The 14,409-nt window shown below is 22.1% G+C and carries 12 protein-coding genes and 7 pseudogenes; 13 read left to right on the forward strand and 6 right to left on the reverse strand.

Features of this window, described 5'->3' with window-relative positions:
* Positions 1–61: 61 nt before the first annotated feature.
* From AAHH39_RS09970 to plsX, 3 genes are read right to left on the reverse strand one after another with little or no spacing between them, the layout of a single operon-like run.
* Positions 62–3,613, reverse strand: a complete 3,552-nt coding sequence (locus tag AAHH39_RS09970) for an ABC transporter permease (protein WP_342217965.1) — start codon at positions 3,611–3,613, stop codon at positions 62–64.
* Between the two features lie 2 nt (positions 3,614–3,615).
* Positions 3,616–4,335 carry a ribonuclease III gene (gene rnc / locus AAHH39_RS09975; RefSeq protein ID WP_174481262.1) on the reverse strand — a complete coding sequence of 240 codons (720 nt, stop codon included), beginning with the start codon at positions 4,333–4,335 and terminating at the stop codon, positions 3,616–3,618.
* A 28-nt stretch (positions 4,336–4,363) separates the two neighbouring features.
* Complete coding sequence (plsX, locus tag AAHH39_RS09980; RefSeq protein ID WP_342217966.1) at positions 4,364–5,392, reverse strand: phosphate acyltransferase PlsX; 1,029 nt, start codon at positions 5,390–5,392, stop codon at positions 4,364–4,366.
* A 719-nt stretch (positions 5,393–6,111) separates the two neighbouring features.
* On the opposite strand from plsX, the gene AAHH39_RS09985 reads away from it, so the two are divergent.
* Positions 6,112–6,360 carry a hypothetical protein gene (locus tag AAHH39_RS09985; RefSeq protein ID WP_342217967.1) on the forward strand — a complete coding sequence of 83 codons (249 nt, stop codon included), beginning with the start codon at positions 6,112–6,114 and terminating at the stop codon, positions 6,358–6,360.
* Positions 6,361–6,633: 273 nt separating this feature from the next.
* The gene (locus AAHH39_RS09990; protein ID WP_342217968.1) at positions 6,634–7,131 is read left to right on the forward strand and encodes a hypothetical protein; all 498 of its coding nucleotides are present in this window, start codon (positions 6,634–6,636) and stop codon (positions 7,129–7,131) included.
* A 23-nt stretch (positions 7,132–7,154) separates the two neighbouring features.
* Here AAHH39_RS09990 and AAHH39_RS13490 read toward each other — a convergent pair.
* A pseudogene (locus AAHH39_RS13490) lies at positions 7,155–7,271 on the reverse strand (IS30 family transposase); the annotation flags it as partial.
* Between AAHH39_RS13490 and AAHH39_RS09995 the strand changes: the two are divergent.
* The 11 genes and pseudogenes from AAHH39_RS09995 (at position 7,230) to udk (ending at position 12,071) form a co-directional block, all read left to right on the forward strand.
* Positions 7,230–7,790, forward strand: coding sequence for a hypothetical protein (locus AAHH39_RS09995; protein ID WP_342217969.1), 561 nt, complete (start codon positions 7,230–7,232; stop codon positions 7,788–7,790). The pseudogene AAHH39_RS13490 and the gene AAHH39_RS09995 sit on opposite strands and share 42 nt — an antisense overlap.
* A gap of 15 nt (positions 7,791–7,805) precedes the next feature.
* A complete protein-coding gene (locus AAHH39_RS10000; protein ID WP_342217970.1) occupies positions 7,806–8,033 on the forward strand; it encodes a hypothetical protein in 228 nt (75 codons plus the stop codon).
* A 54-nt stretch (positions 8,034–8,087) separates the two neighbouring features.
* Positions 8,088–8,574: pseudogene (locus tag AAHH39_RS10005) on the forward strand (IS5 family transposase); the annotation flags it as partial.
* Between the two features lie 102 nt (positions 8,575–8,676).
* Positions 8,677–9,165 (forward strand): annotated as a pseudogene (locus AAHH39_RS10010) (helix-turn-helix domain-containing protein); the annotation flags it as partial.
* Between the two features lie 171 nt (positions 9,166–9,336).
* A pseudogene (locus AAHH39_RS10015) lies at positions 9,337–9,792 on the forward strand (IS30 family transposase); the annotation flags it as partial.
* Positions 9,793–9,833: 41 nt separating this feature from the next.
* Positions 9,834–10,028: pseudogene (locus AAHH39_RS10020) on the forward strand (transposase); the annotation flags it as partial.
* Between the two features lie 162 nt (positions 10,029–10,190).
* Positions 10,191–10,283, forward strand: a pseudogene (locus AAHH39_RS10025) (IS5/IS1182 family transposase); the annotation flags it as partial.
* 26 nt (positions 10,284–10,309) lie between these two features.
* The gene (locus tag AAHH39_RS10030; protein WP_342217973.1) at positions 10,310–10,624 is read left to right on the forward strand and encodes a hypothetical protein; all 315 of its coding nucleotides are present in this window, start codon (positions 10,310–10,312) and stop codon (positions 10,622–10,624) included.
* A gap of 122 nt (positions 10,625–10,746) precedes the next feature.
* Positions 10,747–10,908 (forward strand): hypothetical protein, encoded by a 162-nt coding sequence (locus tag AAHH39_RS10035; RefSeq protein WP_342217974.1) that lies wholly within the window; start codon positions 10,747–10,749, stop codon positions 10,906–10,908.
* Positions 10,909–11,005: 97 nt separating this feature from the next.
* On the forward strand, positions 11,006–11,431 hold the full coding sequence (gene ruvX, locus AAHH39_RS10040) for a Holliday junction resolvase RuvX (RefSeq protein ID WP_174481257.1): 426 nt from the start codon (positions 11,006–11,008) through the stop codon (positions 11,429–11,431).
* Positions 11,432–11,447: 16 nt separating this feature from the next.
* Positions 11,448–12,071: a uridine kinase gene (gene udk, locus AAHH39_RS10045; RefSeq protein WP_174481256.1), complete on the forward strand. Its 624-nt coding sequence runs from the start codon at positions 11,448–11,450 to the stop codon at positions 12,069–12,071.
* A 98-nt stretch (positions 12,072–12,169) separates the two neighbouring features.
* Here udk and AAHH39_RS10050 read toward each other — a convergent pair whose 3' ends face one another.
* Both AAHH39_RS10050 and AAHH39_RS10055 read right to left on the reverse strand, forming a co-directional pair.
* Positions 12,170–13,108 carry a hypothetical protein gene (locus AAHH39_RS10050; protein ID WP_342217975.1) on the reverse strand — a complete coding sequence of 313 codons (939 nt, stop codon included), beginning with the start codon at positions 13,106–13,108 and terminating at the stop codon, positions 12,170–12,172.
* Positions 13,109–13,582: 474 nt separating this feature from the next.
* A pseudogene (locus AAHH39_RS10055) lies at positions 13,583–14,395 on the reverse strand (IS30 family transposase); the annotation flags it as partial.
* Positions 14,396–14,409: the final 14 nt, after the last annotated feature.

Raw genomic sequence — 14,409 nt, forward strand, 5'->3', positions numbered from 1 at the left:
TTTAAAATTAAAACATTTTAATGTGTAATTTTTTATTTTAAGCAACAAACCAGATTATATATTATTTTGTTAATGTCATTAATTGTTTATTATTAACGTTTAACTTTCAAGTAATAATGTATGAGACTAAATAAATTAAAATATTTATACTAATCATCAATGCAAAATATCATCAACGAAAAACAATAGGAAATGCGATTTTTGCAAAAGTTGCTAATAAATTAGAAAGTACCATTACTAAAGAAGGAACAATAAAAACAGCAACCAAACTACTCATTACCAATGCCGGTATTATTACCAGAAAGAAATTATAAGAAACTTCTAATGCAGTATAACCTAAATTTCGTAAAATATTAATTAATATTAAATTATCACGAACACTAATATTAGTAACAATAACAATAATCATTAATGATAATATAACACTAAAAATACCAAAAAATGAAATGATTATTTGTAAACTATATTGATTATTCTTCATAATAGTACGTAAATTACTAATATCATACACCGATGATAATGAAGTACTAATACCTTTACTTTCCAAATATCCTGAGTGTGAAATTTGTGCTAAATCAATATTATAATCATTTTTATTACTAATAATTGGTAAGTAATGTTTAAACTCATTATCAGTAAATTTGCTTAATTTACTATTAGCAAAATTATTTTCTAATAAATCACTTTTACTACCAAATAAAATCTCATTAAGTCAAAGTTTGGGCATTACTATTATTTTTGGATCTAATTTATTAATATAATCATAAGCAATACCAATTATATATTTTATTTGATTATCTAATCCTTTATACCTATAAATAACACTATTATTAAGTTGTTCTCCACCATTATAAACATTGACAACCGAAGGTAAAGCAGAAGTAGCCATTGGAATAAATTGAACAGCACTACTATCTGGATTTTTAATTCCTAATTTTTGAATTAAATGATTACGAATATTAATAAATTGTTTATCTTGCCAATTATTAGAAACTTCCATATCAGCTAAATTTAATTTACTAAAAGTAGAGAAATCACTTATACTAAAATTTAGAGATAAAAAATCACTTAAACTATCATCAATACCATAAGCAGTTCTTGGTGCACTTCAATTTTTAAAAGATTCTTTTGATAAGGTTTGTGTATCATTATCAAAAACAGCACCACGCTGATTAGGAAGTAACAGATTAGCCTTATCAAGTTCTAATTGTGTGTATGGTACTTCATACTGTTCATCATAAGGAATTAAACCAAAACTTATCAATAAATCAGTATTGTTTTTACCATTATTATTGGTTAAATAATTAAATAATATTTTATTTTTTTCTAAGAAATCCTTAATTATTGGTGGAATCTTTGATGGATTAGCAGCAATTCACTGTTTTATTTTTAATAATTCACTACCCATAATATAACGATTTTGAACATTAATCATAATTGATTTATTAGGATTAAGAGGATCAAATCGTTTAATTGCCGCTAATAATTCTGGATATAATGAAATTTTACTTTTAATATTATCAACACTATTAAATTGATACATTAATTTATTTTCGTTATTAATAAAGTTAGTTTTAATATTATCATCAAATTGATAACCATTTTGATAATTAAAATTAGTTCCCACAAATTGTGAACCTAACATATTATTAACTAAACCACTAGCAGCAAGCGCAAAGAATACTAATGTTGCAGCAAAAATACTAGTAAAACACATAATTAATGTTTTACCAAAACTACGTAGTGAAGTAGTAACGGCCAACTTATTACGATAACTAAATCTACCAATCACATATCTTGCAATAAAAGTAAAAGTTGAACTAATATTTATTTTATATTTTTGTTTTGAAATATTATTAGTAATTAAATCTAAGGGTTTATTTCTTAATAAGAATAATACCATTAAAAAACTAATGAAAGTTAAACTAATGATTGGAATAACAAGTAATAAAATAGCGGTAACAATATTAAAGTACCAACCATAACTAATTAAGGCAACAGTACTAATATTAGTAATATAAATTAAATAATGCGCAACTGGAATCGAAATTAAAACACCAATAATAGCAAAAATAATTAAAGGAGCAATAATTGAAATTACTAATGATATACTTAACTGTCAACTTTTATATCCTGTTGCTTTTAAAATTCCAATTAATTTTTTATTACGATCAATCATTTTAAAAGTAATAATAAAAATAATAATAGTAGTCACAATAAAAATCAAAATTAAAAATAAACTAGAAATCTCTTCAATAACATTAATTCTATTATTAATGGAACTAAAAGTTCATTCTTGCATACTAGTATAAAATCTAGGATTATTGATATTTAAAGGTGAAACTATTTTATTATAATCAATACCATTATTATAATATTTTGTACTTGCTATATCAGTAGGTGTTTTATAAGTTTCATGAAGATAATTATAAATTCATTCATTATTTATTTGTGAATCAATATTTTTAGCCAAGTCAGGATTAATACCTAAAAAAAAATCATCAATATTACTACTAAATGCCTTTAAATCAGATTCAACTTTGCGCATCGTATTACCATTAGTAAAAGCGACAGTATTATTTTTTAAATCAAGTGAATTACCAAAATAACGACCAACAAATGCTGCTAATGAGCTTGTAGCATAACCACGAATAATAAACGTTTGTCCAGCAATTACATAATTTTGACCAATATGTAAATTATTTAGTTCAGCAAAATGTTTGTAAATTAAAATTTCATTATCTTGTAATGGTTTTTCTGTTAAACTTGGGCCACCATCTTTGACAATAATTGCTTTATTAACAATATATTCGGGTCCTGTTTCAATAAAATCAAAATTTTTACTAGTAATTAATAAATCATGGACCATAACAGCATGTTGTCATTCAATATCTTTATATAACATTCCCATTGACATTATTTCATATAACTTAGCTTCATTTTTAATATCTATTTCACTATAGTTTCGATTAGCATATGACAATTGTCCCTTAAAATTATCATTATAAAACTGTAAAGCAGCTTCACTAGTAATCATAAAATTTGTTGCATTTTCTGGATGTAATGGATCATATAGATATTGATTTAGAATATTAGCATATTGTTCTATCCTTGCTTTATGAGTATCATAAGATGGATAATTAATAGGAATATTAATTTTAAAATCAATATAATTATGACTAGTATCATTAAAAAGACTATTACCAATAGCAAAATATTCTTTACTATTAGCGTCCCCACCATAAAAAGTAAAACGATATATATCAGGTCTAGTAGCATCTGGTATTGTTAACTGAAAAGTAGCTTTTGCCATCTTTTCTTTATCAATAATATTATCTTTTTGATAATAATTAATATTATTTAAATAAGAACCAGCTTTATCTTTTTCATTATATTTTCCATCAAAATTAACATATTCCATTGGTGAAAAAAATGTATATTGGTTAAATTCATTATGAGCAATATCGTTAACATATTGTTCAAATAAATAATTATTAGAAAAATTTAATGATAAAAAGGCAATAATCATAATCATTACTAAAAAACCTAAACCAAACATTTGTAATAAATTGTTTTTTTGTTCACGAATATAATTACGTAATAATTTAAACATGTTTATCCCTTCTTATGATCACTTATTAATAAATTAGATTTTGACAGTTTTGCTAAAGCTGACTTTGCTGCTTCTTGCTCAGCTTTCTTTTTATTTGTTCCTACTCCTTTCCCCATTAGTATTTTATTATCTAAATACACATGAACAATAAAATAAGTAATATTATCTTTTTTAATTTGTTCCATAGTTTTATAATTAATAGGATCTCTTTTTTCTGCCTGTACTAATTCTTGTAATTTAGTTTTATAATCAATAATTGTTTCTAACTGATTAGTTTTAATTAATTCAAATAAGGTTAAGTCTAAGATTTTTTTCACTGCACTATTTCCTAAATCAAGATATACCGCAGCAAGAAATGATTCAAAAACATCTGATAAAATACTTTCGCGTTGTTGCCCACCTGTATTTTTTTCACCATTTCCCAAAAATAAATAATCTTGTAATCCTAAAGCAATTGCCACTGCCGCCAATGTTTCTTGTCTAACTGCTTTACTACGTAAACTTGTTAATTGTCCCTCATCTTTATTTGGAAATAAGTGTCAAATGTAAGTTGAAATATTTTCCCCTAAAATCGAATCACCCAAAAATTCTAATCGCTCATATGAATAATCTAAATTATGTTCGTTTGAAAAAGAACGATGAGTAAACGCTTCACGATAATTACGATTAGATTTAATTTTTTCTAAAATACTCGATTTTAAAATATGTTCAATATTAATCATATTTTTCTCCTTAATACTTATTTATAAATTATAATTTTTGAATTTGTTTAGCTATTTTATTAGTAACATCTTGCTCAATAGCACGAATTAAAAGTTTTAAAGTACTATAATAAGATTTTTTATCACTAGATCCATGTGCTTTAAAAGCAATGCCATTAATACCTATTAATTGAGAACCACCTGTATTCTTATAATCAAAAGTCTTTTTAATATTTTTAAAAATACCAATTGACATTAAACCTAAAAATTTAGTTCATAAATTTTTTTTATAACCATTTTTAATTAATGTAAATAATAATGATGCCATGCCTTCAACTGATTTTAAAACAATATTACCTGAATAACCATCACAAATAATAATATCAACATCACCACTTAAAACATTTCGTGGTTCAATATTACCGTGAAAATTTAAAAAACTTAACTTTTCATTTTTTTGCGTTAATTGTTTTAGTTTAGCATATGTTGCTTTAGTTACTTCTGGACCTTTGCTTTCTTCAATACCAATATTTAATAAACCAATTTTAGGACGTGAAATATTTTGAATAGTTTGACAATAAATATGACCCATTAATGCAAAATTAATTAATTCATCAACAGTGTTTTCAATATTTGCTCCAACATCCAATAATACTACTTGTCGATCTTTTATTAAAGTAGGCATAATTGGCATGAATGCCGGACGTTTAATGCCTTTGATTTCGCCTAATAAAAAATGACAAGCACCAAGATAGGCAGCAGTTGAACCCGAAGTTAGAATCCCATCTGCTTTTTTATTTTTAACTAACTGAATGGCTTGATTCATAGAAGAATCAGTCATTCTAATACCAGCGAGTGGACCATCATTCATAGTTATTACTTGGGTTGTTGCTAGTATTGTTATTCTTGATGATAATGGCTTATTTTTTAATAAAATCTGCAAGTTTCCATTAATTTGTTTTTCATCACCAACTAAACAAATTTCAACATTTTTGAATTCTTTAATAACTTCTAACGCTGCAGCAATAGCGGGCAAACTACCATGGTCTGAACCCATTACATCAAAAGCAATTTTCATAGTTCCTCCTAAAAACAAAAAATAATTTAAGAAACCTTAAATAATATTATATTATTGATAGTTTAATTATACGTTAATTTTTTTAATTCCTTAAGATTAACAATCCAACTAATACTGCATTTATTTATTTTTAAATATGAATATTTCATTATTTGCTAGTAAAAAGTTAAAAAACAATTTATCTCTAATTATTTTGATATTGATTTTCTAAATAATTGTTTTTATTTACACCAGTTTTTTTTAAAGACCAAAACCCTTTTATTTATTTTATTAATAAAAAAAATTTAAAAGCAAAAAACTAATATAAATATAAAAATATCTTATCATAATTTTACTAAAATCAAAAATAATCAAAGAATTAAAAAAATATTAAAACATTTAATAGTGTTTATTTTTATTTATAAAAATAAAATTAATTAAAAATAATTTTTATTGTATTTTATTTTAAAAACTTTAGAATTTAATTACTTCTTATTATATATCTAAGAAGTTATTGGGGAAAAATTAATAACACAACTAAAAACTTTACTTATAAACAGTAATTTTTTGGATATGATTTTAAAATACTTATAAATTGTTATAGTAAAACTAATTCAAAAAAATTAATACTACTGCTTTTGAGGATCTTGTAATATGATCCTTTTTAAAATATATAACTACTGTTGTTAATAACAAATTAATATATTAAATAAAACTTTTATAATTAAAAAGGAGTAAAAATGATAAATTTAAAAAAAATAAAATTAACAGAAAATAATAATCGCTTTGGTGGAAAAACAAAGAAATGAAAAAATAATAAAGGAGAATTAGAATATAAAACTGAAATTAGAAATAAATCTAATGAACTTGATTCACTTATTTTTATGAATCGTATATGACAATTTATGACAAAAACAAAAATTATTTTAAATGTTGAACTAAAAGAACTGCCTTTCCAAATAGTCAAATTATTTTTGAAATATTTTTAATTAAAAATAATAAATTATATAAACACGTTAAAAAATATGAAAACATTGACAAATTATCAGATGACCTAAAGAATAATAAACTTTTAGATTCTTCTCCTATCAAAGTTAAAGGAAGCCAAAACTCAAATCTAAAATATTATTTTTTAGAAAACGCTACTAAAGACTATTAATAATATAGATACACTTATAAAAAATATTACCTCATTTAATCAAGAATTAAGTACTAATATTAATTATGATAATTTATTAAAGTTATATCAGTATTTAACATATATGCAAAAACTTATTGATAATCCTACTTCGTCTAGTAATATTTCAATAAGTGCCAAAATTAAAGAAACATTACCTAATTTATTGTTAGGATTACTACTAGTTTATATTGCATTTACTGGAAAAAATGCACAAAGAATAATTTCTACATATATTTTTGATGAGCAAGAATATACATTAGAAGATTATTTTTATGGAATATTTCAAAATAAACAAAACTATTTCACAACATTCATTGATACTATTTTAACGACATTTTTTACCTCAGCAATTGCTGATTGATCAAGAAATACAATTTTAAATATAATCCAAAGTCAAAAAAGTAATCCAATAAATGATTTTAAAATTAAAAAAATTCCTATTGAACCATTTAAAAAATATAAACATGAATTTTTAACCCTTTTATATGAAGAAAATGAAGTAAAATTAAAAAATAATATGTCACGAATAAAACGTATTAATAATTTAATAAAAAAACTCTTTAATTTTGTAGAAAAGTAATGATACATGATAAAGTGTTATTTTTAGAGAATTTTTACACTAAATAATGTTACTTTTAACAAATTTTTAATTAAAAATAATATTTTAAGTGTAAATTGATGAATAATTTTTGGTCATCCATACTTTTCTACATAATTAAAAAAAAACTTAATAATGTTCCAAAACCTACAGATTTTGAATATCATCCAAATTTTAAAAAAGAAGTTGAAAAAATTAGTGACTTTAATTGCTTAAAGAAGCCTATTGATAATACTATAATAAAAGAATTAACATCTTCGGCAAACAAAGTGATTGATAATTTAAATAAATTAAAAAAATCAAATTTAGATACTTTAGAATGAAAAGAAAGAATAAATTATTCATTATTTGATTTATTTTTAGAATCAGTAACATGACTAATGGCACATTCTATAATGACAGGTGCAATAGCAAATGCTATACAAGAAAACTTTAAAATAAGTGATTGAATTAAATATTTTACTAAACCAAATATTATATTAGCAAATACAATCACTTATTTTTCTATACGACCAGTTAATTCTTTTAATTATGTAGAAAAGTATGGATGACCAAAAATTATTCATCAATTTACACTTAAAATATTATTTTTAATTAAAAATTTGTTAAAAGTAACATTATTTAGTGTAAAAATTCTCTAAAAATAACACTTTATCATGTATCATTACTTTTCTACAAAATTAAAGGTTAATTCTATATTTAAATGAGGATTAGAAACATTAAAAAATGGCAATTTTTTTTTTTTTTTCAATGCTGTTTTTACTAATATTACTAAAACAACAACACTACTTACTAAATATGAAGTTACAAAATCTCATGATCTACTTGAATTAAAATTAAAAAAATGAGAAACATGATTATTTTTTTTCTTAGAACCTGTTTAGAATCTTTTCGAAAATAATGTAAAATGATTATATATTTTAAAATAAGAGGTATATATGCATAAAAATTATCCAAGTCATGTCACCAAAGAACAATTTGAGAACATAAAATCAATTTTAGAAAATAGCAAAAAGAAAACAAAACCAAGAAGTTTAGATTTATATGAAGTATTTTGTGCAATTTTATATGTATTAAAAAGTGGTTGTCAATGAAGAATGCTACCAAAAAATTTTCCAAAATGACAAACTGTATATTATTATTTTCAAATTTGAAGTAAAAATAATGGTAAAGAACCTAGTGTATTGCAATTAATTTTAAAAAAAATTAGTTAAAAAAGTTCGTATCAATAATAATCGCAAAGAACAAACTAGTTTTTGTATAATTGATTCGCAAAGTGTTAAAAATACAGATACTACTGAAAATAAAGGTTATGATGCTGGTAAAAAGATTTCAGGCATAAAACGTCATATTGTTGTTGATTCTCAAGGTTTACCACATGCAATTTACATAACCACAGCAGAAAAAACAGATCGTAATAGCGCTATAATAATGATTGAAAACCTGAATTGTAAAATTAAAAAGGACACTTATATAAAAATTAAATTGTGTTAATTCTATAATTAAGAAAAGAAAGGAATTAGCACAATGTATAAGTATCTGACTATTGAATCAATAATAGCAATAAAAGAATATAAAAGTTATGGATTTTCGATTCGTAAAATAGCAAAAGCCATTGATTATAGTAAATCAACTGTACATAGAGTTTGTAGATTATTAAATCAAAACTTATTGCCATTAGAAATATTGAATAAAATTCAAAAAAATAAACAAAATGCAGGTAGAAAATTAATAATTTTAACTTTAATAGAAATTAATACTATTAATCATTTGTTAATTACTAAAAATTATGCTCTTGATATAATTGCTAATTTTTTAAAGGAAAATAAAATAAAAAGTATTTCAACAAAAACTTTATATAACATGTTTAAAACAAATCAAATGGGTTTTGATGAAAATAACTTATTGAAAAAAGGAAAAAATAAACCTCACAAACAAAAAGAAACTAGGGGCAGAATTAATAATTGTAAGTCTATTCATGAAAGAAATTTAATCATTCCTAATATTAAAAATATAGAAGAATTTTTTAATTATGTAGAAAAGTATGGATGACCAAAAATTATTCATCAATTTACACTTAAAATATTATTTTTAATTAAAAATTTGTTAAAAATAACATTATTTAGTGTAAAAATTCTCTAAAAATAACACTTTATCATGTATCATTACTTTTCTACAAAATTAAAGGAAGAATTTGGTCATTTAGAAGGTGATACTATCATTGGTAAAGATCATAAAAGTTCTATTATTACTTTAGCTGATATATGATCAAAAACCACAATTCCTTTAGCAACTAAAAATAATAAATCAGAAAATATTACAAAAAGTATAATAAAATTTATTTCAAAGTTACAAAAAGGAACAGTTAAAACTATTACTTTTGATCGTGGTAAAGAATTTAGTAAATGAAAATTAATCGAAAAAAATTGTAATGTTAAGATTTATTTTGCAGATCCTGGTAAACCTTGTCAAAGAGGTTTAAATGAAAATAATAATGGTATTTTAAGAAGATATTTACCAAAATCTACAGATCTATCTTCATATAAACAAAAAGATTTAAATACTATAGCATTTCAAATTAATTCTACACCCAGAAAATCACTATCTTATAAAAGACCAATAGATTTAATACAATTATTTTAAAAAACTGTCCCATTTATATTTACAATTCAGGAAATGAAAAAGAAAATCTTTCTGCAGTTCAAAAAATAATAGTAGATGCTGGTTATACTGGTGAAAAATTTGCTTCTGAAATCAAAACAATCATAAATGCAAATGTTGAAGTGATAAAACGTAATGAATTAGATACTTTTGTAGTATTACCAAAAAGATGAATTGTAGAACGAAGCTTTGCTTGATTAGAAAAATACAGAAGATTACTTTAATTTTGTAGAAAAGTAATGATACATGATAAAGTGTTATTTTTAGAGAATTTTTACACTAAATAATGTTACTTTTAAGAAATTTTTAATTAAAAATAATATTTTAAGTGTAAATTGATGAATAATTTTTGGTCATCCATACTTTTCTACATAATTAAAAGAAGATTATGAAAAAATTGTGAAAGAAAACTAAATACTAGTTTACAAATGGTTGTTCTTTCATTTATTTCAGTTTTATTAAAAAGATTCTAAACAGGTTCTTAGCAACAGGTTCTCAAATGATTTCTCTTTCTATTTCAAATTTTTATAAAATCTTTAATTTTGAAACTTTAATAAAAAAAATTAGATATTTTCATAAACCAAACATAAGTTTACTAGAAGAAAAATTAATAGAATTAGAAAACAATAGTAATATTCCAATTTTTAATAAATCAGAAGTATTAAAAATACAAGACAGCATAAATGAAGTAAATAAGACTTATAAAGTAATATATTCAAATACAAAAAAAATTGATCCAAAGTTAACAAATAGCACTGATTATGATTCAGATCAATTTCCATTATTAAACAAAAAAATGATTTTATTTGCTTAATTCATAATATAACTTAAAAATATATTTTTTTTAAAAAAATATTTATACTAATTTATGGATATTTTTAAAAAAAAGAAAAAAATAATCCAAAGTTTAACATTAGAAAAGAGGAACTTTTTATTATGGATAAAGATAAGGAAATTGAAAAGTTAAGAAAACAAGATGCAGAAAATAAAAAACAATTTGAAGAAGAAAGATTAAAGAAAAAAATTGAAGAAGCTGAAAAAGAAAGAAAAAGAATTGCAGAAGAAAAAAAACAATATAAAAAAAATAAAAATTTATAGACATAATACATTTTTATTATAGTTACAATATAAAAAATATTTTTTTATAAAATTAATATATTATTAAAATTAAAAAAATATTAAGTATAATAAATTTATGAAATATTTAGGCATTGATTTAGGTAGTAAAACTTTAGGACTTGCTCGTGGTGAAGGAAAAATTGCTTTTTCTTGAAAAACTATTCGTTTCCCAGAGCATGATTTTAATAATGCTATTATCCAACTCCAAAATGCTATTAAAGAATATGATGCTGATATTCTTGTTTTTGGTTACCCTTTAAACATGGATAGCACAGTCGGCCCCAGCGCAAAAATTGTTTTAAATTTTATTGATAAATTTAAATTAACACAAAATAATGATAAACTAAATATTGTTTTACAAGATGAAAGAAGAACTACCTATTCTTCGCAGCAAATATTAATTAAATCTAATGTTTCTTCAAATAAAAGAAAACAAGTTAAAGATCAATTGGCTGCTGCTATTATTTTACAATCATACTTTGATAAAATAACTCAATCTTAAATTTTAGGAGATAAATGTGAAATATAAAAAAATTAATTTAATTGCTATCGCTGGCGGCAGTGCTTCAGGAAAAACAACAGTAGCAGAAAAAATTGCTGAAGCTTGTAATAAAAAAAATGTCATTTTTGTACAAATGGATAATTATTATCATGACCTTAGTAACTTAAAAGTTGAAGAAAGAAAAAAAACTAATTTTGATCATCCTAATGCTATTGATATGAAATTATTAATTCATGATTTAGAACAATTATTACTTGGCAATGCTATTGAAGAGCCTATTTATGATTTTAAAATCAATAGTCGCAGTAAAAACACTGAGATTATTGGTCCGGGTGATGTTATCATTCTGGATGGTATTTTTGCTTTAGAAAATCCTATTATTCGTGAATTATCTACTATCAAAATTTTTGTTGATACTGATAGTGATACTAGACTACTAAGAAGAATTAAACGAGATGTTAGTTTTAGAAATCGTACTCTTGACAGTGTTTTACAACAATATGCATTAACTGTTAAACCTATGCATGATGCTTTTGTTGAACCAACTAAACGTTATGCTGATATTATTATTCCTTTTGATTTTCATAATACTGTAGCTATTGATATTATTGCTACTAAAATTAAAGCAATTATTAAATAATTGCTTTAAGCTTTAATTTTTAAAATAACAATAAAATGCATCTTAAAGATGCATTTTTAAATTGTTTTTTATTGTTTTTTATAAGTTAACAAAGAAGATTATCAACTTAAATAATCAATTTTATTTTCATTTAAAAGAGATAAAATATTAAATTTCTGTATTTGCATTATTTGCTCATAAACACTATTTTTTATTTCATATTTTTTTTCTATACTATCAATATTTAAAACTTCAATTACTGTATTTCCAATTTCATGTGTTACTAAGCCAAGTTCATTATTTAAATTAAATAATGTTTGAACATTAATTGATAAATCTAATACATAATTTACTTTATTACTATCTAAATCACTATAATATAATTTTGCTTTTTTACTTGCTAAATTTAAACTATAAAAATATATTTTACTATTTATTTCTGTTATTAACATTGTATCGTTAATGTTAAAAAAATCATCTCCAATTATTGGTTTGGCTTCAGATTGACCTTTTTTTATAATTAACACACTATAACTTATAGGTTTATTTATAGATTTATAAATAGCAAGATAAATGTTTTCATTTTTATCAATAAATATAGAATTAACTATTAGATTGTTTGGTAAATTTATTTTTTCAGTAATTTCAGTATTAATATTATATTTATAAAGACCATCAAAAGTTGTTACATAAATATTATTTTTCAAATAAATAATATCAGTTACCATACCCGAAACTAATGGCATAGTTTTAAATTGATTTTTATTATTAAGAATTATTACTCCACCAGCAGAACTTAAATAAATATTACCTTTAATATCAATTATCATGTGAAAAGAACCTACTTTGAATTCTTTATTTTCTCAATAAATTTCATTATCTCTGGTACTTATATTATATTTTCAAATTTTTTGTCCAGGTATATGAAGATCAGAACTATCAAAAGTTGTATAATACAAATTACCATTGTCATCCTGTGTTTGTTTTACATTTTTTGTTGATATTATATTTTTATAATTAAAGTTAGTATCTTGATAATTATCATATATTTTTTTCATTATATTATCCACTTCATTCTTTTTTTAAAATAGTTATTTTTATTATTTCTTCTTTTAAGTACACATCGATAATTCTAGTAACTAAAATGGATAAACGATATCACATGCTTACTAGAAGTTACTATAAAAGAAAAAATTATGGGAGATTGTCAAAAATCCGGAATAAATTATTTTATACAGTCTTATTATATTTCAGACAAGAAATAATTAGGATTTTTATGTAATTGTAAATCTATCTTACTATTATTTTAAAAATATTACAATTAAAATACTCAATTTTATAAATTATAAAAAAATTTTAATAATTTAATTAATATAAATATATAACAAAAATTCTTATTAACTTTTAATTTAATAAGTTTTTTAATTTTTTATTTTAAAATAGGTAAAATTATGTTTTTAAATTTATTTGATTACATTTAAAAATAACCATTTTTATATAACCTGAATTGTAAATATAAATGGGACAGTTTTTTAAAATAATTGTATTAAATCTATTGGTCTTTTATAAGATAGTGATTTTCTGGGTGTAGAATTAATTTGAAATGCTATAGTATTTAAATCTTTTTGTTTATATGAAGATAGATCTGTAGATTTTGGTAAATATCTTCTTAAAATACCATTATTATTTTCATTTAAACCTCTTTGACAAGGTTTACCAGGATCTGCAAAATAAATCTTAACATTACAATTTTTTTCGATTAATTTTCATTTACTAAATTCTTTACCACGATCAAAAGTAATAGTTTTAACTGTTCCTTTTTGTAACTTTGAAATAAATTTTATTATACTTTTTGTAATATTTTCTGATTTATTATTTTTAGTTGCTAAAGGAATTGTGGTTTTTGATCATATATCAGCTAAAGTAATAATAGAACTTTTATGATCTTTACCAATGATAGTATCACCCTCTAAATGACCAAATTCTTCTATATTTTTAATATTAGGAATGATTAAATTTCTTTCATGAATAGACTTACAATTATTAATTCTGCCCCTAGTTTCTTTTTGTTTGTGAGGTTTATTTTTTCCTTTTCTCAATAAGTTATTTTCATCAAAACCCATTCGATTTGTTTTAAACATGTTATATAAAGTTTTTGTTGAAATACTTTTTATTTTATTTTCCTTTAAAAAATTAGCAATTATATCAAGAGCATAATTTTTAGTAATTAACAAATGATTAATAGTATTAATTTCTATTAAAGTTAAAATTATTAATTTTCTACCTGCATTTTGTTTATTTTTTTGAATTTTATTCAATATTTCTAATGGTAATAAGTTTTGATTTCCTGAATTGTAAA

The sequence above is a fragment of the Spiroplasma endosymbiont of Amphimallon solstitiale genome (genome assembly GCF_964030965.1).
Taxonomy (GTDB): Bacteria; Bacillota_I; Bacilli_A; order Mycoplasmatales; family VBWQ01; genus Spiroplasma_E.